Below are 20,943 nucleotides of genomic sequence, written 5' to 3'. Positions count from 1 at the left end.
CTGCTGCCTCAAGGCGTCTTTCGCCGCTTAGTCTATCCCCGCGATTATCGCGCGCAACGTTTCAATTCCGTCGCCCTTTTCAGACGATGTGATGATCAGTTCGGGATACGCAGACGGGAATTTTTGCAGCTTTTCACGCACTTGCGTCAGGACTTTGTCCAATTCACCCTTCTTGAGCTTGTCGGTTTTCGTCATCACGCATTGAAATGTCACTGCAGCGCTTGCCAACAGTGCCATGATTTCTTCGTCTACGGGTTTCACACCGTGGCGTGCATCCACCAACACAAACGCACGGCGCAGGGTCACGCGACCCCGCAGGTAATTCTTTAACAGCCGCTGCCATTTTTCGACCACGGGGATTGGCGCATTGGCGTAGCCATAGCCGGGGAGGTCGACGAGGTAGTGGCTTTCGCCGACTGTGAAATAGTTAATCTCTTGTGTGCGGCCCGGTGTGTTCGATGCGCGCGCCAGGCCTTTGCGACCCGTCAGTGCATTGATCAGGCTGGATTTTCCGACGTTTGAACGCCCTGCAAAACACACCTCGGGCCGGTCGGCTTCTGGTAGGCCATCCATTGCGACCACGCCTTTGACGAAATCAGTTTCACCGGCGAACATAATACGGCCAGCTTCGCGGGTGGCGTCATCGGGTTCTTCTGCGGGGGGAAAGGGAAGTTGCATTTACAGCACCTGTGCTTGGTCGCCGATTGCGACGTGGCCGGATTTTACAACGGTAGCATACACGCCGAAATTTGTATGGCCGAATGAGGTCTTGAGAGTGCCGAGCGTGTCTGCATCACGGTGTCCTGTGACAGGGTTCGCAGCGGTGTGCATGCAACGCACGCAGGGTTCGCGAATTTCAAATTCAGCCTCGCCCACGCGAATGGTCTTACCCATCCAGTCCAGTTCATTCCAAGCATCGATGCCGTCCAGCCAAATGTTCGCGCGCCACCGTTCCTGTTCCAACGATTGGCCCATTGCGGCCTCAACCGCTTTGTGGCTGGCGCGGTTCATGATGGAAATGGACGCGAAGGGGCTGTCTGTCATGCCGCGGCCATCAGCCTTGACGATAGCCTTGGGTGCGACCCGGTTGGGGGGGCACAACGGCGCGACCCAGTCCAGAAATGCCGATGTGTCGCCATCTGGATCAAAACTGACTGATCCTATGTCATGATGGCGCAGCGTGATGGTCCCTGCGGATTCATCCAATTGCGCCCAAATTCCGGCCAGCGCAGGTGTCCGCGAACCAATCATGAAATTGCGGCAATGAGCCCAACCCGTCCCGTCAAATTTTGTCGTGTCATGGGTTACAGCCCAATGGCGGTCCCACGGCATACAATCGCCCGCCGTGAACTGAACCGCGTTGAGCGTTTCACGTCCATGGCTTTTGATCGGGTGCCGCCAAAGTTCAGCGACCGTTCCCATTACTTTGTGTCCGCTTTTTTGCGCCCGATAATGTTGCCGAAAATATCTGGCTTATAGCCTTGGCTGCGCATGATGGCGTACTGCTGGATGAACGTGATCGTGTTGTTCGCAATCCAGTACAAGACCAGACCACTTGCAAAACTGCCGAGCATGAACATGAAGACCCAAGGCATCCACGCAAAGATCATTTTCTGCGTCGGGTCTGTGGGGGCCGGATTCAGTTTTTGCTGCAACCACATTGAGATACCCAAGACGATCGGCATGACGCCAATGAAGATCAGCGCAAGGATCGAATCCGGGTTGGGGGCGTCCCAAGGGAACAGGCCAAACAAGTTATAGAGTGAAGATGAATCCGGCGCGCTCAGGTCATTGATCCAGCCTACCCACGGGGCATGGCGCAATTCGATCGTGACGAAAATCACCTTATAGAGCGAGAAGAAAATCGGAATTTGCATCAGGATCGGCAGGCAGCCGGACGCAGGATTAACCTTGTTGTCCTTATAAAGGGCCATCATCCCTTTCTGAAGTTTTTCACGGTCATCGCCCGCTGCTTCTTTCAGCTTTTCCATTTCGGGCTGCAGTTCACGCATCTTCGCCATTGAGACGTAGGATTTATAAGCCAGCGGCAGAAGCAGTGCTTTGATGATAAGCGTCAGCCCGATAATCGACCAACCCATGTTTCCGATCAGGCCGTTGAGCCAGTGAAGCACGGCAAAAATTGGTTTCGTGAGGAAAAAGAACCAACCCCAGTCAATACTATCGAGGAAACGGTCAATACCGAGGTCGTTCTGATAGCCGCGGATCACTTCCCATTCCTGCGCGCCCGCGAAAAACTGGGTGGACGCATCAAGACTGCCCCCTGCAGCCACCGTGACCATCGGGTAAACAGTTTCGATCTGGTAGATGTCATTGCCGAATTTCGCGGTTGAACGGAAATCGCGCCCCGGTGAGGGAATAAGCGCCGTCATCCAATATTGATCCGAAAAACCGATCCAGCCGTTTTCATCAACTTCGATCCGACCCTCGTCCGTGGTTAGATCAGGCATGTCGTTGTAGTCGATTTCTTCCATCGACCCGTCTGACATGCGCACCACGCCTTCGTGCTGGATGAAGAAACCAATCTGCTCCGGTTCGCCGTGTCGTGCGACCAATCCATAGGGGCGCAACGCAATTTCTGCGCCAGTGGTGTTGTCGACAGATTGTGTGACTGTGAAAAGGAAATCATCATCGACGGCAAATGTTTTGCGGAACGTCAGACCGGCGCCATTGTCCCAAACCAACGTAACATCGGAGCCGGGGGCCAATGTACCACCGTTTTCGATTTCCCATTCTGTCTGTGCGCCGGGCACTTGATCCGCAGTGGCACCCACGGCCGCCACCCAGCCATGCAAGGCGTAGTAGGGGTGGTCGGTGCCAATCGGCGACAGCAGGCGGACAAGTTCGGCGTCGCCTTCAAGCGTTTCACGGTAACCTTTTAGGGATAGATCATCGATGCGCCCACCAACGAGCGAGATGGACCCTGTTAGACTTTCGCTGTCGATTGAGACGCGAGGAGAATCCGCAATCGCTTCGGCAGCAGTTTGCGGTGCCAGGATAGCCGCGGGTGCGTCTTGCGCGGGTACTTCGGCGTCCACACCAAGCGTTGTGCCCTCTGTCGTCGACACCTCTGTCGGCAACGCTGGATCAACCGCCTCTGGTGGGGGGAACAATACAAACCAAACCAAGATCACGAGGAAACTTAGCGCTGTTGCGAGGATGAGATTCTTGTTCTGGTCGTCCATTGAAGCCGCCTGAAACTGCCAATTAAATATCCAGCAGGTTCAACAGGTCAGGGGCACAAAGGTCAAGCGCTTTTCCCTTATTTCGGGCGGCTTTGTGAGCATTGCCGCGCCTTAACCTGCGCGTTTTGTCAGGCGTACGGGTTCTTGTGCCGTTCCAAAGTACGCCGCAGCCCAATCCACAGTTTCCTGAATTGGCATCGGACGGGCAAAGTAAAAGCCCTGAGCGTCCTCGCATCCCAAGCGCCGAAGAGCATCGCGTTCGCCGCGTGTTTCGATTCCTTCGGCCAGTGTTCTTACACCTAACCTGTCAGCCATATTTAGGATCGCAGTGACCATATTTTGCTGTTCAGGATCGCTGTCGATGCCCGTCACAAAGGAGCGGTCGATTTTGATACGACCGACGCTAAATCGCTTAATATTGGTAATAGAGGCATATCCGGTGCCGAAATCGTCAAGATCGATACCGCAACCAAGGTCCGCCAGCGCTGCAAGATTGCCGATGATGTCGTCGTCGCCTTCGCTTGCGATGACTGTTTCGAGGACCTCGATGACAAGCCTTTCCGGCGCGATGTTGCTGACATCAAGATGCATCGCAATCCTGTCCACGAGGCGTGGATTACGCAGTTCGTGCGTCGAGAAATTCACCCCGATACGAGGCACTTTTAGTCCGGATTTATCCCAGAATGTCAGTGCCTGAATGGCCTGCTTGATCATTGTATCGCCCAGCTGCTGCATCAGGCCGGCTTGTTCTAAAGCAGGTAGAAAATCTGCCGGTGACACAATGCCGCGCTCCGGATGGTGCCATCTGGTCAGCGCTTCAAAGCCAGACAAGGACCCGTCTCCCATGCGAACTTGTGGCTGGAAATAGGCAAATATTTCACCACGTTCAAATGCGCGGGCCGCGTCTTTTACGATTTTAATGTCAGATGCGCGCTTGATCGAGATTGATTTAGAGAAACCGCGTACCGCGTTAGGTGCCTTGCGTCGTGCTTCTGCGAGTGCGGAAAATGCGCCTTCCATCAACCGCTCTGCGGTTGGGCGTTCAATTCGGTTTGATGCGGCAAACCCGATGGATGCTGATAGTTGAACAGGCAGTTCTGTTACAAGGGGCGCATTTGCCATCGAATGTTGGATGCGAGTACAAGTGTTCAGCATCGTTTCCAAATCATGTGGGCCCTGCGGTGCAAGGGCTGACACAAAGCGCGGGCCGTCCAAATGAACCGTAACGTCATCCGCCGTGAGATGCGTTTCAATGGAGTCTTGCGCAAAGGTGAGCGCGCCTTCGAGGGCTTGTCGCCCGTAAACTTCCTCTAGCCGGTCAAAATCGTCAATTTCAACGATCATCGCGACGGTGGGGTGTCCGATATGCCCTAGGAAACGCGCGAGGCACCCGACGATGAACGGCCGTTTTTGCTGCTTGGACAGTTCAACGTCTTCCGCTGGAACATCGCGGGTGTTGAGAGCCAAAACCGACAGCAAAGGTGCAAATATCATACCCGCGAACAGCCCGGTCGTGCCCAAAATGACAAACGCGGCAATGCAACTGGCCGCGAAACCCACGATTGCCAGTGCGCGATGGGCTGTTTGCTCAGGAATACCCGTCAGTTTTCGCATATTCGGACGCCTCCAAAACCCCAGCAACATGCAGAGGGGATTGCGACTCAATAGCGGTGCGTTCTTATCGCGAGGTTAATCCGCCGTCCGGTTTTCGTACGTTGGATCTTCTTCGTTAACGCTACGGTTCAGCCCCCTAAAATCGAAGATGGTGGGGTCCAGCAGGTGGGACGGGCGGGTGTTCATGAGTGCGCGAAACATCGTTTGGCGCCGCCCCGGTGCATTGGTTTCCCATTGATCCAACATCGCCTTGATTTGTTGGCGTTGCAGCCCGTCCTGAGATCCGCAAAGATCACAAGGAATAATGGGGTAACCCATTGAAGTTGAAAATTTTTCACAATCCGCTTCGGTGACGTGGGCAAGCGGGCGATAGACAAACAAATCGCCTTCTTCGTTGAGCAGTTTTGGCGGCATCGCCGCCAGTCGCCCACCATGAAACATATTCATCATGAACGTCTCAAGGATGTCGTCGCGATGGTGGCCCAGAATGACGGCGCTACAGCCTTCTTCGCGTGCAATTCTATAAAGATTTCCACGCCGCAACCGCGAACATAATGCGCACATTGTGCGGCCTGCAGGAATTTTATCAACTACGATTGAGTATGTATCCTGATATTCGATTCGGTGCGGCACGCCCATTTTAGCCAGAAATTCAGGTAACACGGTCGCAGGGAAATTCGGCTGGCCCTGGTCGAGATTGCAGGCCAACAGATCAACGTCCAACACCCCGCGCCATTGCAATTCGTGCAACACGGCGAGCAATGTGTAGCTGTCTTTGCCCCCCGACAGGCACACCAACCATTTCGGGCGAGGTCCCGTTTCAATCATTCCGTATGTTTCAATCGCTTCGCGCGCGTTTTGCACGATCCGCTTTCGCAGCTTCTTGAATTCGGTGGTTTTGGGCGCGCCGTAGAACAGCGGGTGAATGTCATCGGCATCTAGCATGGCGGTGATGTATCCCGCAGTGTGGCGCCAAACAAGAACAGGTTTCATCCAAAAATACGCACTCCGCGTATCAATATCATGAAGTATTTAGCATCATGAAGTATTTAGCACTCACCGCCCTAATCGCTTTGTCTGCCTGCACGGGCAAGCCGTCGTTCAATGATCCGGCCCTGTCCGACAGACAACTGGACCTTGAGCATTATTTCGAAGGTGAACAGATCGCCTACGGGCAATTTCAAGACATTCTGGGGACCGTACGCCGGTCATTCGTGGTGACGCTTGATGGTGTTTGGGATGGTGAACGTCTGCGTTTGGTTGAAGATTTCGTATATGAAGACGGATCAACCGAGCAGAGGATTTGGACGTTGCGCAAAACTGGCCCGATCACTGAAAACCAAACTTGGGAGGGCACGGCCCCGGGTGTCATTGCTACGGCGTTTGGGCAAGAACAGGGGGACAGGTTTAATTGGCGCTATGAAATTGATCTGCCCGTGCCCAGCGCGGACGGCCCCACCGAAACCCTGCGCGTCCAGTTCGATGATTGGATGTGGCTGCAATCTGATGATCGGCTGCTGAATATCGCGTATGTCAAACGGTTCGGGTTCGATATCGGTCAGGTCGTGATCTCGTTTGAGAAACAATAGGATTGGCGCGTCGGGTTATCCTGACTGCAAGAAAACCTGAAACTGTGCTACGGCTCCCCAATATTGGGGAACAATGATGGTTCATTTTATTTCAAGGCGTACATCCTGGTGGCAGGTGGGAACAATATCCCCCGCCCCCAATCATCTTATCTGGAGAGGAGGGCAGGTTGCGGACACCGTAACACAGGCCCAGTTTCTGGACGATATCCGGGGGCAATCCACGTCCGGCGATGTTTTGATCTGGGTGCACGGGTTCAACACCAGCCGCAGCATTGCGCTGGCCACCACCAAAAAGATCAAGGCAACGGTGACGGGGCAGGGTTTTCAGGGCACGGTTATTTCCTATGACTGGCCGACCAGTTCTGAAAACGGGTTGCGCGGGTTGTTCAACCGCCTGTTTGGTCTTCAGCGGATGTACAAAAAAGACAAAGACACCGCCAACGCCATGGACGACACGCTGATCAAGGACCTTAAGTTTCTGTTCGATGCGCCGGGGATCAATGTGCATATCATGGCCCATTCTATGGGGTGCTATTTGACAACCTTGGGCATTCGCCACGCCGAAAGCTGGCTGGGCAATTCAGTTCCCTTCGGGCAAATCATCATGGGTGCGGCAGACGTGGACCAAGTGTCATTGGTGGATGACGACTGGTTCGGAAAATCAATCAATCGTCGATGCCAACGTGTGACGCACTACCATTCAACTGATGATGATATCCTCGATGTCGGCGGGCAGGTCATGTACGGGGGCAGCAAACGCAGTGGGCGCCATGGGCTGAAAGCAAACGCACCGGATCGTTTTGTGGATGTCAGCATGGCTGAACGATTCAACAAACAGCACCCAAATCAGGAATTGAGGCTGAGCCACAATTGGTATTTGCACGACGACATTGTGTTGCGGGACGCTGCGATCACCCTTGGCGGGCAAGACGCCGGCGCAATGCCAACACGCAACGGCAGCGCTAGTGGCTGGAATATCAACAAGGCCTAGTCTGGCACGTTGTCGACGCCCGATCCGCCCCAAGGGTTGCATCGGATCACGCGGCGAACTGTTAGATATGTGCCCTTGATGCCCCCGTGTTTGCGCAAGGCCTCCATGGCGTAGGCGCTGCATGTGGGGTGGTAGCGGCAGTTGCGCCCGACCAATGGCGACAAGGCCACGCGGTAGAACCGGAAAGGCAGGGATATGATGTATGCCAGCGGTGTCATCCCAGTTTTCCCAGCGCTTTTGCGAAATCCACGCGCATGTCTTCGAAGTCCCGGTTGGCTGTTGCGTCCTTCTTGCCGATCAGCACGTAATCATGCCCCGGCTTGGCAAGCTTTGGCAGATCCAGCCGCGCCACTTCGCGCAGGCGGCGTTTGGCCCGATTGCGCGCCACGGCATTGCCGACCTTCTTGGAACAGGTAAACCCGACACGCACCATCGCATTGCCGTCATCGCGATTGCGCATTTGCACGGTCAGGCTGGGTGCGGTCTGATATCGCGCCTTTGACGCGTTCACAAAATCTGCACGGGTTTTCATAACCACAAGACGAGCAAAAACCGCCGCAGGCTGACCCGTGGCGGTTTCGTTATTTTCCTCAACCGAAGTCATAAGACTTCGATACGCACTTATGCGCTGAGTTCGGAGCGACCCTTCGCACGACGTGCGTTCAGGATCTTACGGCCAGCTTTGGTGGCCATACGTGCGCGGAAACCGTGGCGGTTCTTGCGAACGCGGTTGGAAGGCTGAAATGTACGCTTCATTGCGTCTCTCCGGTCTGTGGGCGAACCCATGATTAGGATTCGAGCCCTGTTTGATCTCGAAGCCCAGCTAATAGGAGGGGGATCGGTATGTGTCAACGCGCTGTAGGGCGAATTTCTGCAACAATGGCAGAATCCCGAACGCCAAATGTTACAGTCTTCACGCGATCTGCAACAAATCCCTGTAAAATCGCGCCTTGGTATCAATGGGGCGTGATGAAACAGGTGCAGCACTACCCAGAATGGGTCGGCTCGTCCATCTAGGGTGCAACAAGACACACCCTAAGGATCAGAGACGTGACCGATATGACCGACACCCCCGAACAAAACGCCATTATAAAACGCCTGCCTATCATCGTGATTGGAACAGTGGCGGTGCTGGGCGCGTATTTCCTGCGTGATTACCTGACGTTTGACGCGCTGGCAGAAAACCGCGAAAGCCTGATTGAATTTCGCGACGCTAACTACCTTCTTACTGTCTTGGTGTTTATTGCCATTTATACAGTCGCCGTGGCGTTCAGCCTTCCGGGTGCTTTGATCTTGACGCTAACAGGCGGCTTCCTGTTCTCAACGTTTCCCGGCTTTTTGTTCAACGTCACTGGCGCCACAATCGGGGCGACGGCAATCTTTCTGGCCGCCCGTTGGGGTTTCGGAGAGAAACTAGGCGCAAAACTTGAAGGGTCCGACGGTATCGTCAAAAAGATCAAAGACGGCATTGATGAAAATCAGTGGTCCATGTTGTTCCTGATCCGTCTGGTGCCAGCTGTTCCGTTCTTCCTTGCCAATCTGATCCCCGCATTTCTTGAGGTTCCGTTGCGCCGCTTTGTGATTTCGACCTTTGTTGGCATCATCCCCGGATCACTCGTCTATACATCAGTGGGCGCTGGGCTGGGCGAAGTGTTTGCCGCCGGTGAAACGCCGAACCTTGGCATCATCTTCGAACCCCACATCCTGTTCCCGATTATCGGCCTGTGTGTGCTCGCTGTTCTTCCTATCATCATCAAGACCGTTCGCGGCAAAAAGGGCCTGTAAATCATGAACCGTATTAAAACAGACGTTTGTATCATTGGCGCCGGTTCTGGCGGATTGTCCATCGCCGCCGGTGCATCCCAAATGGGGGCTTCTGTGGTCCTGCTTGAAGGCCACAAAATGGGCGGTGACTGCCTAAACTATGGGTGCGTACCGTCAAAGGCGCTGATCGCCGCGGGCAAGCAGGCCTATGCGATGGCCAATACCGGTGACCTTGGTGTGACAGCTGTGAAACCCAAGGTCGATTACGCAGCCGCCAAAGACCACGTGCGCAAAGTGATCGAAACGATTGAACCTGTAGACAGCCAAGAACGGTTTGAGGGTTTTGGCGTCAATGTGATCCGTGAGTTTGGCAAGTTCATTTCTAAAACCGAAGTGCAGGCAGGCGATACAATTATTGAGGCCCGCCGTTTCATCGTTGCCACGGGGTCTGGCCCGTTTGTACCGCCGATCCCCGGTCTGGACGATGTGGATGTCTATACGAACGAAAATATCTTTGATTTGCGCGAACGCCCCGATCATCTGATCGTCGTCGGCGGCGGACCTATCGGCATGGAAATGGCACAGGCGCATTTGCGGCTCGGGTCCAAAGTCACTGTGATCGAAGGCGCGAAGGCCATGGGCAAAGACGACCCGGAAATGGCTGCCGTGGTCCTTGATAAACTGCGGGCCGAAGGTGTTGAAATTATCGAAGAAGCGCAGGCCGAAAAAGTTACAGGCAAAGACGGCAAAGTCACCGTTCATACGCCAAAAGGCGATTTCACAGGGTCGCACCTGTTGATGGCCGTTGGGCGCAAGGTGAACGTTGAAAAGCTTGATCTGGATGCTGCAGGCGTCAAATGGGGCCGTGGCGGTGTTGAGGTCGGCACCAACCTGCGGTCTGTCACCAACAAAAAAGTTTATGCCGTGGGCGATGCCGCAGGTGGTCTGCAATTCACCCACGTAGCGGGTTATCATGCGGGTGTTGTGATCAGGTCCATGCTGTTCGGCCTGCCATCCAAACAGCGCACAGACCACATCCCGTGGGCGACCTACACGGACCCCGAATTGGCGCAAGTCGGCCTGACAGAAGCCCAAGCCCAAGCCAAATTCGGCGGCCAGCTTGAGGTTGTGCGTTTCCCCTATCATGAAAATGATCGGGCAATCGCTGAGGGTAAAACCACCGGTTTAATCAAGGTGATGATCGTCAAAGGGAAACCCGTTGGCGCGTCTATCGCAGGGGCTATGGCAGGTGAATTGATCGGCATGTGGGCCATGGCCATCGCGAATAAAATGAAAATGTCGCAGATCGCTGCAACTGTTCTGCCTTATCCAACCGTATCTGAGATTAACAAACGCGCCGCGGGTGCCTATTTTACCCCTAGGTTGTTTGAGTCCAGCAAGGTCAAAGCGATTGTTGGATTTGTTCAACGCTGGCTGCCATAAGACGTAAAACAGAACGGACGGCACAATGCTCAATACCCTCTCAGGGCGCTTCTTGATCCTCACGACGATCTTCGTGTTGATCGCCGAACTGTTGATCTTTGTGCCGTCCGTGGCGCGTTATCGCGAAGATTATTTCCTTAACAGGCTCGAAAGGGCGCAGATTGCGTCACTGACATTGCTTGCCGAAGAAATGATCATGCCGGAACTCGAAGCGGAGCTGTTGGAGAACGCGGGCGTTTACAACGTCGTTCTGCGCCGCGACGAAGTGCGTCAGTTGGTGTTGTCCTCCCCGATTCCATCCCCGATTCACAAGACGTTCGACATGCGCGAACCCCCGGCGTGGATGTTGATAACGGATGCGTTGATGCGCATTGGCGATACACAAGAACGCGTGATCCGTGTGATCGGTAATCCGGTTCAGGATGGCGGGTTGCTGATCGAAATCACCCTCCCGACAGCACCGCTGCGTGCGGCGTTGATAGATTATGGTCTGCGCATTCTGATTTTGTCCGCTGTGATTTCGATCATCACGGCCAGTATGCTGTTTCTGGCGGTGCGGCGATTCATCGTAAAGCCGATGCGCGGTGTCGTTGATCACATGCAAGCTTACGCCAAGGCCCCAGAGGATGCTCGGCGGATCATAATGCCCACCGCTGGTATTACCGAACTTCGCGAAGCGGAAGAAGCACTTGCCAGTCTGCAAACCCAACTGACAGGCGCCCTAAAACAGAAAGAACGCCTCGCGCAGCTTGGGGGGGCGGTTAGTAAAATCAGTCATGATCTGCGCAATATTTTGACGTCGGCGGTGTTGTTCACCGACCGCATTGAATCATCAGAAGATCCGACCGTGCGCCGGCTTGCGCCCAAACTGGTGAACTCAATCACCCGCGCCGTAAACCTGTGCGAAAGCACGCTGGCATTTGGTCGCGTGGATGAACCTGCGCCGCGTTTGACCCGTGTTTCAGTTGCCGAGATTGTCGACGACGTGGTTGCAGGCGAACGGCTGGCTGTTGGGGAATACGATGTGTCCTTCGTCGAAGATATCCCCCCCGGGCTTTCGGTGCGCGCGGATGGTGAGCAGCTTTACCGTGTGATCGGCAATCTTGTACGCAACGCCCGCCAAGCCATTGTCGCGACAGGTAGATCGGGTGAAATAACGATAGCTGCATCCGAAGACGACAGCCAATGGACGATCGCTCTGACAGATACTGGTCCGGGCTTGCCCGCCAAAGCCCGAGAGCATTTGTTTGAGGCGTTTCAGGGGGGAACCACACGTGGCGGGTCCGGTCTTGGCCTTGCGATTGCGGCCGAACTGGTCCGTGGTCACGGGGGACGCCTTGATCTGGAGCGCACAGATGAGACCGGGACGCGCTTCGTCATCAGCCTTCCAAAATCCGACCTGACACTTTCCGAGGCAGACGCGTAGTTTGCCCCTTGCAATGGCGTAGCGGTGCAGCTACATCGCCCGCAGTGGACCGATAGCTCAGCTGGATAGAGTACCTGACTACGAATCAGGGGGTCGGGGGTTCGAATCCTCCTCGGTCCGCCACAAAACCTGCTGTGAGACGACACATAGTTCTGCCTTTTGCGACAGACTCTTTCCTTTTTCGACACATAGATTTGCCTTTGATGGGTTGAGATGTTTTGCGTCATTGTGTCCCTTTCAAAACTGGTTTTGAGCAAAGCGCTTCAGCGCGCCTGCCTCTAAAACCTGCTCCCGGCGAGGGTTGGGGGTAGCAAGTGCAATACAATTCGACTGGATTGGTGCGGCCCACAGGCGCAGCCGAGGACACGGCCAGGTCTAATTGTGTTGCAGGCGCGTGGGGACGACGTCCCCTAGTTCTTTTATACAGAGGGCGGGAAGTGTGAATGCGCTGCAAAGCAGCAGGGGCTTCCTCTGATCACCAAAGCAGACCTTCGAATGAAGCGGTCGAACCCGACATATCGATTGCTTTGGCAACTACTCAACCCTTACGATAAACTCAATCAAATAATAGGTGTTTTTGTTATGAGCGACGCCCAGAAGATTTGCTTTGTAGTGATGGGGTTTGGAAAAAAGACCGACTATGAGTCTGGCCGTCTTCTTGATCTGGATGCGACTTACGAGGCAATAATTCAGCCTGCGGTTGAGGCAAGCGGTTATCGATGCATCAGGGCCAATGAGATTTTACACTCTGGTGTGATAGATGTTCGAATGTACGAGATGCTTCTGCGAGCAGACTTAGTGGTCGCAGACATTTCAACTGGAAATGTGAATGCAGTTTACGAACTTGGCGTTCGACACGCATTGCGCCCATTCTCAACCATTGTGATGAAGGAGAAACAAGGGAAACTGCACTTCGACTTAGATCACACAGCCACATTTATGTATGAGCACCTTGGCGAAGATATAGGTAGCCGTGAAGCCAAGAGAGCTCAGGCCGATCTTGGAGCCCTAATTGGCGATATTTCTGAGAACCCGCGTCCGGATAGTCCGGTCTACACGTACATCCCATTCTTACGCCAACCGACTTTCACAGATGAAGAGTTTGAAAAGGTTTTGGTCGACGCCGAAGAAGCTCAAGAGAAGTTTTCGACTCTTCTGACGAAGGCTGAAGAGGCTGCGGATGCGTCGGACCACTTGACGGCAGCAAAGAAGTTCAAGGCGCTGCTCGGGATGCGACCTCAGAACCCATATCTCCGACAACAAACCGCTTTGCACACCTACAAATCTAAGCAGCCTTCAGAACCGTTGGCCTTGATGCGCGCGCAAATGATCTTGGAGCCGTTGGAACCGGAAAAGTCTAATGATCCAGAAACCCTTGGCCTGAGTGGGGCAATCTATAAGAGGCTGTGGAGTCACAACAATGATCCAGCGACGCTGGACCAAGCAATACAGTACTATGAAAAGGGTTTCGAACTCAGAGGCGACTATTATAACGGGGAAAATGCGGCCACCTGCATCGAGGTTCGGGCAGGGTTACAAGAAGACGAAAACGAAGCTCTGTACGATCGCATGACCGCTAAGAAGATACGAACGACTATCGTCGAAGAACTGTTGTCAGTAGCGGACAGTGCAGAGTTTGCAGAACGCTCGGATCAGGTCTGGGTGTATGCCACTCTCGCAAACTGCTTATTTGCTATGGGGCAGAACTTGGACGCCCAGAAATTTGAAACGTTGTTCTTGGAACAGAAACCAGCTGATTGGCAGCAAGAAACCTATCAAACTGAGAAAGACAAAGTATTGAAAGTACACAAACCTGAAGGATAGAAACACGCCTGCTCTAAGGACGAGTGTGACTTTCATAAGTTACGCCCGGAGCCACAGCCAGTGACCAGTGACCAGTGCAATGAGCTGCTCAATCAACAACGATAAACAACTACAGATTCTTAAGTATGTTCCCCTTTAGTTCGCCTTGTGCTAACAACAAGTTGGGATCCCCACACGTGAAAGGTACTAAATGTCGACTCGGCTCTTTATCAGCCATTCATGGTCATACAGCGAACGCTACAATGCGATGGTGAACCTGCTTAACAATCGCTCGTATTTCAACTTTACCAATTACTCCGTACCAGAAACAAAGGCTTTTGGGCCTATGGCGCGGTACAAGATGGAAGAAGAACTGCGCGGTCAAATTCGTCCGGTCAACTGCGTGATCATCATCGGCGGGATGTGGGCCAACCACAGCGACTGGATCAGGTTCGAGATGGACTTCGCAAACAGCATCAACAAACCGGTGCTTGGTGTGCGCCCGCGCGGAGCGCAGGTCATGCCGGTCGCTGTTGCTCAGGCATCCGAATTGGTCGTGAACTGGAACTCGAACTCCATCGTTACAGGCATAAGGCAGATTACATGACCGCGCCCGATCTTGAATATTCGGCGCTCTACGACAGCGCAAACAACGGTTCGATCAAAGCGCAGAGCCGCTTCCTACGAACGATCCGGCTGGAATACTTCCTGCTGTTCTGCGTCAGCGTAGCAAGCGCTACGCGTGGGATGTCGGGGATCAACCCACTCGTAATTACGTTGCTGCTGGTCATGCTGGCGGGTCTTTTTATCTTCAAAATATTCAAGCGGCTGGATCAAGACTGGTACCGCTGCCGCGCGCTTGCTGAGTCGGTCAAGACATCGGCGTGGCGGTTTTCAATGCGTGCGCATCCGTTTGAGGATACGAGCAGCATTGAGATTCCGAAGGCGAATTTCAGAAATCTCTTAAGGGACATCCTGCAAGCTAATAGACACATTGCAGCGAACCTTGAAACGTCGGTCACGGAGCAGGTTACAGACTCTATGGTGGAGATCAGGGAGTTGTCACTCGATCAGCGGATGGATTACTACGTCAAAAACAGGATTGATAATCAGCGGACGTGGTATTCTAAGAAGTCGAAAACAAATAAGAGCGCTCTTACTTTTTGGGTCGCGGCCACCATCGTCCTGTATATCATTGCAGCGATTGCACTGAACGCAGACCAGCTAGGTCTGCCTTGGGCAACGCTCGCATTCGACCCTCTGATTGTCATTGTGACCTCAGCCCTCGGTTGGTTGCAAATGAAGCGGCACGGCGAGTTGATGGCGAGCTACAACCTCACCGCCCATGAGATTGGAATTATTCGGGGCAACTCGGAGTCGGTTAAGACCGAGGAGGGACTGTCTGACTTCATCAATGAAGCGGAACTAGCGTTTTCGAGAGAACATACGCAATGGGTCGCTAGACGAGATGCAACCTAGGTTCTTTACTGACAAGTCTTGGATTTCCACTGAAAGAAATAGAACGGCGAGAGCAGCGACTTTCTGATCAAGCAAAACAAATAAGCCCATTGGTTGGGTGCAGGAGATTGGAATGCAAGGGTTGGACAAACTCCTTAAGGAACTTGATCAGGCTCAAAAGGCCCTTGCACGCCTCGACGGCACGCTAACGACTGTTGAATTCGATCCTAACCAACCTGGGAGCATTCAAGCTGCCATTACAAAGGTGGAAGGCGCGGTAGATGCAAGTGTGGCGGCCTATTCGCGCAACCCAATGGTAAACGAGCTGACTAATAGCGTTAAGGGCACGTTGAGAGAACAGATTGAACAGCGTGCTGCGAAGGCACGGACAATGGCCGCAGACAGACGCGAGGAAAATGAGCAGATGGACGGTACAATTTTTCGAAAGATCGAAAATACGATTGATGACCTGAAATGGGCAGATATGAACACATTCGATCGCCATATTAAGAAGCTTTCCAGTCTGCTCAAATCCGATGAAGTCACTGAATTGTCGGACGAGCTCGTTGGGCTGGTCGACTTGGACGCATGGCTGGCCGCTGGAGAGGCAACACAAGGTGGTATGGTTGGTAGTGCGGAACTAGACTGGCCAGTTGACCCACGCGAAGAGCTGGGCATGACAATTGCTCTAGCGCATTGGTTTGCGGACAAGCCTGATCGAGCAATGAACTTCGCTCATACGTTTTATAACAGCGGCGGTCGAAAGATTACACCGGAACTTCAAGGGATGGTGGCGCAGATATTCGTACCATTTGGTCGCGACTTCATCGACCACGTAAAACAAAAGACTGGCGTAGTTGAGTTAACCACCATCCCCGAACGAAGAGCATCGACGGCACGCAAAGTATTTATTGTTCACGGCCATAGTGAAGCCGCCAAAGAGAAAATGGCGAGATTTCTATCGCGCCTCGATTTCGAACCGATCATTTTGCACGAACAAGCAAGCGGAAATCGTACCGTGATCGAAAAGATTGAAGCCAATAGCGATGTTGGGTTTGCCGTGGTTTTACTGACACCTGATGATATGGGCGGCCCACTGGACGGCGACACGCAGCCTCGCGCGCGCCAAAATGTGATACTGGAGCTAGGCTACTTCGTCGGAAAGCTTGGCCGTTCACGTGTGGCCGTTTTCAAGCAAGGCGATGTGGAGGTTCCATCTGATTTTGGTGGGGTGGTGTATATTCAGCTTGATGGGGCCGGGGCTTGGCAACCGGCTCTAGGCAAAGAGCTCAAAGAGGCTGGTTTCGAGGTCGATTGGAACGAAATCATGACTTAATCCCCTTTGGTGGGTTAGGCGAATAGACTGAAGGAGATCAAAATGCCCGGAGCAGCGTACACAGTATTTGACGGCGATAATGACGGTTGGGCTTATCGCTACATGAACGGCTGGACAGCAAATCGGAACATCGACTTTAAATACCAGAACGCTCATGATTTAGACACGATGACGGGCCGCGCCCAGAATGAGGAGTATGTTAAGTCCAAGCTCCGAGAGAGGATGATACAGTCTACAGCCGTTGTAGTGCTTGTCGGCGATAAAACTAAGAACTTGTACAAATTTGTCCGATGGGAATTGGAGTTAGCATTAGAGTTGGGGCTGCCGATAATTGCTGCGAACCTAAGCAAGAAAAATGGGCAGGATGACGCAAGGTGCCCAGCAATCATTCGGGACAAGGGATGCGTCGTACATATTCCATACACACTTGAGGCGCTTAAGTTCGCGATGGCCAATTGGCCCGGTGGCTTTAGAAAATTGAGCACTGCTGAAATCAATGGTGGATGGAGATATTATCCACAATTCGACTGAAATCGCAGGGCCATTGGAGCTTGGTCAATGTCGGCCAAGGGCCGAGCATTCTAGGTCTTGGGCTCCCAGAGGTATTTGGTACGCAACGTATTCCGGTATGATCAGCCTCGTATCAGGATACGGAATTTTACAAAAACATGCAGGCAATTTTGGTGATCTTATGGAAGTTCTCTTTTCAACAACTCTCAAACCCATGGCCGACTTTGAAGTGGGAGAAATCGGTCTTTGCAACTTTGGCAGAGGCGCTGAACTCGCCATGCTTGTTGTCAAACTCGATGAAGACCTTGGCTTCGCTACACTGCATGGCCAAGGCGATGATCTATTCAGTATTCACTATGTGGAGCACAGACCTGACCTCTGCCTCTCGTATGGCCAAGACTGGAAACTGGTACTCGACCCCACTGAAGATATCCAAATGGGAGGCTATGCCTCACCTGAAATTGGCGACATTGTCATGTGGAACGGTGCCTATGGCTTATGCGCATTTCGGTTTCATGGGCCTATGAAGAATAAGATCAACTGTCCGCTGACAGGTACCAAACCTGACAGGTCACCCATCAAAGCAATATTTAGATCCTGGAAAATTGTCCTCAATGAGAATGATCCCGAGACTGGCCTCGCTCCCGTGATCTTCCGCCACCATCCCACTAAGCAGGTTTCGCAGCCTTGATTGAAACATTACCAAAAGTCGCAACGCTACTGGAGTTGTTCGATCAGCATGTCCCAGTATAGTTCAGCTCCACCCTCAAATGTGAGCTTAGCGCCCTTTTGGCGCCCAAAACCCATCCCAAGACTTTTCATAAACAGGGCCTGATCATCAGATTCTACCGTAAGCTGCTCGTTGTAGCCGTTGGTGGCAGCGTTCTCGCTTCCTGAGAATGCAATTCCACCGAAATGCTCTGACCCCATAAAAACGGTGCACGCACTGACTTTTTTGCCGCCGCGATAGCATACTGCCGTGAACCTGTTGGCATCAATGCGCCGAAATGTTCCTTCAATCCCTGGATTACGAGATGCAAGTTCGGTCAAAGAATTCTCAAAATACTTGGCCATGTAGTCGAACGCCTCATGCAGAAAGGCGTCACGATCACGGTCTGTGAACGATTTGGACACTCTCAGATTGCTTGATCTAACTCGGGGTTCGGCCATCATAGGTGAAACCGGATGGGTGGCTTCAGGTAAGGTCTGAGATTGCGCTGAACCACCAAGTCGCTTTGCAGCCTTCTGAACAGCTTGGGCAACCTCTCGAAACGCTTGATCTCTATCAGGCCACTGCGTGACTGGTTTTCCGTCGGTTGGAACTCCGAGAATCTTGCCAAACGGAGTGTTGTGCCAAAGGCAATCACGCAAGATAACTGGAATAACGATTGCTTCCTTCCGGTCATGTCTCTCAACCGCTCGCAACATTTCCTTTTCATAGCAATACTCCGATGCAAGAAAATCAGAACTGATCAAAAGAAGTATGATGTCATCGTTCTCAACGTGAATGTTTATCTCACCGCCAAACTCTTGGCCCGGATCAATGCGCCGGTCGTGCCACGTCTCGATCAAACCTTGGCGTTTCAAGATAGCCAGTTGCTTTTCAAGCTGGTCGCGTAGCGCCTCGTCTGCATGGCTGTAAGAAAAGAAAACTGAGGGCATATCAATTCCAAACTAGATTATTTTGAGTGCTCTTTATCCGATTTTTCATAGGCTTACATCCAATTAAGGGTTCTACCCTTTTGTCGCGGAGTTTAGGGGCTGGTCATCATGGCGAAAACGACAGTTTTTTGGAGGGTGCGTCAAACGGAACATGGCGTACTTGTGGTGCAGACTGGCCTTGTCCTTTCTGCAGACATCGCGCGTATCAAAATGCTACGTATCTGCGTTGATGTCTGCTTTTGAAAGCCGGGCCGCATCAGTTTTCTGCACCTAGCCTACTGTAATTCAAATGCTTCGAGCTAGCCGTTCATCTCCATCAGCGGCGATTTCTTCGAACAAGCTATCGAGGGTTTCAAACAATTCCCATCGATCAGCTTGCAGCCCGGCTGCGACGCCATCAATAACTTGTAGCTCCAGGTTGGCTTCTCATGAACCTTTCCACAATGTATCAGCAAGCGCGATTACAAGTTCTTCGAACGAAACACTCATGCTGGCGTATTGTGCGTGGCTGCGACAGCACCGAGCAATTTTGGCGTCAACTCCCTGTTCGAGAAGTAACTTTTCGCCTGCTGCTTCATGCAGGTTACCACCTTTTTCAAGCTCGTTGGGATGAACGATTTTACCCGCATCATGTACCGCAATGCCGATTTGGATGAAGGTTTTATCGTAATGAACCCCAAGGTCATCAAGCTTTGAAATGACTTCACCGCCGACCTCCCCAACCAATTCGAGGTGTTTTATCAATCGTGGTGATGCACCTAATCGTTCGAGCAAGTTGAAAGCGTCTTCCGAAGATTTCAGCATCACTAGCTCCAAAGCAACATACCGGCAGCAGACGTAGGCTAACCTTCTATAGTATTCAAGTCAGCATTAGTTACGTTGGGCTCAGCGCCGCCAAATTCTGGCGCAATAAGAACGGGGATGGCGCTGACCTCAGATCTGCCAAGGGCAGGAATAGGCCAAAATCACCTTTATGAAGTGTCAAAGGGTGAAGCGGTAATCGAGTATGGTGCCCCTTGCTCTGCGTCCGGTTTCATTAAAAACCCATTTTCCACCAGTGCCTTTTTCGCTGTCTCCCAATGAACTTGCAGTTTGCGAGCGACCGCGTTGATGGTTTTTCGTTCAAGCACAGCTTTAGAGATCTGAATCTGTGTAAGTGTAGGCCTGCGTTTTCCACGGCAGATTTTGTAACCAGCTTCTCTGAGTTGTTTTGAAAGGTTGGAAGGATGCATTCGGATGCTTCTGGCAATGTCAGATATTTGTTCGCCCTGCTCATACCGGACAAATAGAGCTCTCAGGTAATCGATCCCCGCTAATTCCATAATCTTCCTGACGAGACGGGGCGTTACGCCATGGATTTGGGCTAAAGACAGGTGATCAGTGCACAATTTGTATGATTTCCGGACGTCTTCAAATGAGTGAAAGTGCAAGTGATTTTGGTCATCAAGGATGCCTATGAAGCGCTGACCTTTGAATTTGCAAGTGCTCAGTCTCAAGGCCACTCTCCTCCATTTCCCCCAAATTGCGCCAAAAAATGCTCTGCGTGCAAGCGTATTTCCGAACATCTTATAACATGCCCCATAACTGTATTCTTTATGTAAGCATATGAAATTACATGGAAAAATTGACTCCCTCGCGATCTCGTGCCAATAAAAGTAAATCTAGCGACAATGAGAGCGAAACTTATGCATCAGCCAACAGCAACCGATCTTCGTAAACATGAGAGAATCAAGTTTGAGTTGCGGTTGGCGGGAAGTTCGCTCGCCAAGGTGAGCCGTTCACTTGGTCTCGCGCAGAGCACAGTGTCTGTCGTTTCGATGGGACACGGCAGGTCGCATCGCATTCAAGAGGCCATCGCATCTGAGTTGGGCAAAAGCCCACAGGAGCTTTGGCCCAAGCGCTATCGGGCAAAAGGAGTAACGGCATGATTTAAATGAGATCAGTATGAAGAAGTAAGGCCCCGAGAGCTGGAACTCATCGAGGCCTGTAAACTAAGTGTCGATATCGATCTGACACCACCTTCTTCCCCCGACACATCGGCAAAGTCAACTGTTTCGTGCCTGAACCGGCCACGAAATCAATGGCGCTTTGCCTAATTCAATGGAAAATTAGAAGGTGGGGTGGGCCCGCTACCAAACGCTGTG

The 20,943-nt window shown here is 52.5% G+C and carries 23 protein-coding genes and 1 tRNA gene; 13 read left to right on the top strand and 11 right to left on the bottom strand.

Annotated features, from left to right (window positions below; all coding sequences use genetic code 11):
- Positions 1-27: 27 nt before the first annotated feature.
- The 5 genes from yihA to ttcA all read right to left on the bottom strand — a co-directional run bounded on the left by yihA (position 28) and on the right by ttcA (position 5,762).
- A complete protein-coding gene (gene yihA / locus L0664_RS17765; RefSeq protein ID WP_235227246.1) occupies positions 28-678 on the bottom strand; it encodes a ribosome biogenesis GTP-binding protein YihA/YsxC in 651 nt (216 codons plus the stop codon).
- On the bottom strand, positions 679-1,422 hold the full coding sequence (locus L0664_RS17760; protein WP_235227245.1) for an MOSC domain-containing protein: 744 nt from the start codon (positions 1,420-1,422) through the stop codon (positions 679-681).
- The gene (gene yidC / locus L0664_RS17755) at positions 1,422-3,203 is read right to left on the bottom strand and encodes a membrane protein insertase YidC (RefSeq protein ID WP_235227244.1); all 1,782 of its coding nucleotides are present in this window, start codon (positions 3,201-3,203) and stop codon (positions 1,422-1,424) included. The genes L0664_RS17760 and yidC overlap by 1 nt, the downstream gene beginning before the upstream one ends.
- A gap of 111 nt (positions 3,204-3,314) precedes the next feature.
- On the bottom strand, positions 3,315-4,817 hold the full coding sequence (locus L0664_RS17750) for a putative bifunctional diguanylate cyclase/phosphodiesterase (RefSeq protein WP_235227243.1): 1,503 nt from the start codon (positions 4,815-4,817) through the stop codon (positions 3,315-3,317).
- 75 nt (positions 4,818-4,892) lie between these two features.
- Positions 4,893-5,762: a tRNA 2-thiocytidine(32) synthetase TtcA gene (gene ttcA / locus L0664_RS17745; RefSeq protein WP_235227242.1), complete on the bottom strand. Its 870-nt coding sequence runs from the start codon at positions 5,760-5,762 to the stop codon at positions 4,893-4,895.
- A gap of 95 nt (positions 5,763-5,857) precedes the next feature.
- Between ttcA and L0664_RS17740 the strand changes: the two genes are divergently transcribed.
- Both L0664_RS17740 and L0664_RS17735 read left to right on the top strand, forming a co-directional pair.
- Positions 5,858-6,406 carry a DUF3833 family protein gene (locus tag L0664_RS17740; protein ID WP_235227241.1) on the top strand — a complete coding sequence of 183 codons (549 nt, stop codon included), beginning with the start codon at positions 5,858-5,860 and terminating at the stop codon, positions 6,404-6,406.
- A 115-nt stretch (positions 6,407-6,521) separates the two neighbouring features.
- The gene (locus tag L0664_RS17735) at positions 6,522-7,397 is read left to right on the top strand and encodes an alpha/beta hydrolase (protein ID WP_235227240.1); all 876 of its coding nucleotides are present in this window, start codon (positions 6,522-6,524) and stop codon (positions 7,395-7,397) included.
- Here the strand turns inward: L0664_RS17735 and yidD are convergent.
- The 3 genes from yidD to rpmH are packed head-to-tail and all read right to left on the bottom strand — an operon-like array spanning position 7,394 to position 8,153.
- Positions 7,394-7,615 (bottom strand): membrane protein insertion efficiency factor YidD, encoded by a 222-nt coding sequence (yidD, locus tag L0664_RS17730; protein ID WP_235227239.1) that lies wholly within the window; start codon positions 7,613-7,615, stop codon positions 7,394-7,396. The genes L0664_RS17735 and yidD overlap by 4 nt on opposite strands.
- Positions 7,612-8,001, bottom strand: coding sequence for a ribonuclease P protein component (rnpA, locus tag L0664_RS17725; RefSeq protein ID WP_235227238.1), 390 nt, complete (start codon positions 7,999-8,001; stop codon positions 7,612-7,614). Before rnpA ends, yidD begins: the two co-directional genes overlap by 4 nt.
- Positions 8,002-8,018: 17 nt before the next feature.
- A complete protein-coding gene (rpmH, locus tag L0664_RS17720; protein ID WP_235227237.1) occupies positions 8,019-8,153 on the bottom strand; it encodes a 50S ribosomal protein L34 in 135 nt (44 codons plus the stop codon).
- A 303-nt stretch (positions 8,154-8,456) separates the two neighbouring features.
- Between rpmH and L0664_RS17715 the strand changes: the two genes are divergently transcribed.
- The 10 genes from L0664_RS17715 to L0664_RS17670 all read left to right on the top strand — a co-directional run bounded on the left by L0664_RS17715 (position 8,457) and on the right by L0664_RS17670 (position 17,828).
- A complete protein-coding gene (locus L0664_RS17715) occupies positions 8,457-9,182 on the top strand; it encodes a TVP38/TMEM64 family protein (RefSeq protein ID WP_235227295.1) in 726 nt (241 codons plus the stop codon).
- Between the two features lie 3 nt (positions 9,183-9,185).
- The gene (locus L0664_RS17710) at positions 9,186-10,604 is read left to right on the top strand and encodes a dihydrolipoyl dehydrogenase family protein (protein ID WP_235227236.1); all 1,419 of its coding nucleotides are present in this window, start codon (positions 9,186-9,188) and stop codon (positions 10,602-10,604) included.
- Between the two features lie 25 nt (positions 10,605-10,629).
- Positions 10,630-12,030, top strand: a complete 1,401-nt coding sequence (locus L0664_RS17705; RefSeq protein WP_235227235.1) for a sensor histidine kinase — start codon at positions 10,630-10,632, stop codon at positions 12,028-12,030.
- Between the two features lie 46 nt (positions 12,031-12,076).
- Positions 12,077-12,153, top strand: a tRNA-Arg gene (locus tag L0664_RS17700).
- Between the two features lie 459 nt (positions 12,154-12,612).
- The gene (locus L0664_RS17695; protein ID WP_235227234.1) at positions 12,613-13,854 is read left to right on the top strand and encodes a TRAFs-binding domain-containing protein; all 1,242 of its coding nucleotides are present in this window, start codon (positions 12,613-12,615) and stop codon (positions 13,852-13,854) included.
- Between the two features lie 190 nt (positions 13,855-14,044).
- Positions 14,045-14,440, top strand: coding sequence for a TIR domain-containing protein (locus L0664_RS17690; protein ID WP_235227233.1), 396 nt, complete (start codon positions 14,045-14,047; stop codon positions 14,438-14,440).
- The gene (locus L0664_RS17685) at positions 14,437-15,312 is read left to right on the top strand and encodes a DUF4231 domain-containing protein (protein WP_235227232.1); all 876 of its coding nucleotides are present in this window, start codon (positions 14,437-14,439) and stop codon (positions 15,310-15,312) included. The genes L0664_RS17690 and L0664_RS17685 overlap by 4 nt, the downstream gene beginning before the upstream one ends.
- Before the next feature lie 112 nt (positions 15,313-15,424).
- Complete coding sequence (locus tag L0664_RS17680; RefSeq protein ID WP_235227231.1) at positions 15,425-16,627, top strand: TIR domain-containing protein; 1,203 nt, start codon at positions 15,425-15,427, stop codon at positions 16,625-16,627.
- Between the two features lie 42 nt (positions 16,628-16,669).
- The gene (locus L0664_RS17675; RefSeq protein ID WP_235227230.1) at positions 16,670-17,158 is read left to right on the top strand and encodes a TIR domain-containing protein; all 489 of its coding nucleotides are present in this window, start codon (positions 16,670-16,672) and stop codon (positions 17,156-17,158) included.
- A gap of 97 nt (positions 17,159-17,255) precedes the next feature.
- On the top strand, positions 17,256-17,828 hold the full coding sequence (locus L0664_RS17670) for a hypothetical protein (RefSeq protein ID WP_235227229.1): 573 nt from the start codon (positions 17,256-17,258) through the stop codon (positions 17,826-17,828).
- A gap of 26 nt (positions 17,829-17,854) precedes the next feature.
- Here L0664_RS17670 and L0664_RS17665 read toward each other — a convergent pair whose 3' ends face one another.
- The 3 genes from L0664_RS17665 to L0664_RS17655 all read right to left on the bottom strand — a co-directional run bounded on the left by L0664_RS17665 (position 17,855) and on the right by L0664_RS17655 (position 20,364).
- A complete protein-coding gene (locus tag L0664_RS17665) occupies positions 17,855-18,799 on the bottom strand; it encodes a toll/interleukin-1 receptor domain-containing protein (protein WP_235227228.1) in 945 nt (314 codons plus the stop codon).
- Positions 18,800-19,225: 426 nt separating this feature from the next.
- Positions 19,226-19,603: a hypothetical protein gene (locus tag L0664_RS17660; protein WP_235227227.1), complete on the bottom strand. Its 378-nt coding sequence runs from the start codon at positions 19,601-19,603 to the stop codon at positions 19,226-19,228.
- A 167-nt stretch (positions 19,604-19,770) separates the two neighbouring features.
- Positions 19,771-20,364 (bottom strand): hypothetical protein, encoded by a 594-nt coding sequence (locus L0664_RS17655; protein ID WP_235227226.1) that lies wholly within the window; start codon positions 20,362-20,364, stop codon positions 19,771-19,773.
- A 105-nt stretch (positions 20,365-20,469) separates the two neighbouring features.
- On the opposite strand from L0664_RS17655, the gene L0664_RS18690 reads away from it, so the two are divergent.
- Entirely contained in the window at positions 20,470-20,727 is a 258-nt protein-coding gene (locus tag L0664_RS18690; RefSeq protein WP_418888042.1) for a helix-turn-helix domain-containing protein, read from the top strand.
- Positions 20,728-20,943: the final 216 nt, after the last annotated feature.

This window comes from Octadecabacter dasysiphoniae (genome assembly GCF_021532615.1).
Taxonomy (GTDB): Bacteria; Pseudomonadota; Alphaproteobacteria; order Rhodobacterales; family Rhodobacteraceae; genus Octadecabacter; species Octadecabacter dasysiphoniae.
The sequence above is the reverse complement of the archived record's forward strand: the minus strand, read 5'-3'. Positions and strand labels throughout refer to the sequence as shown.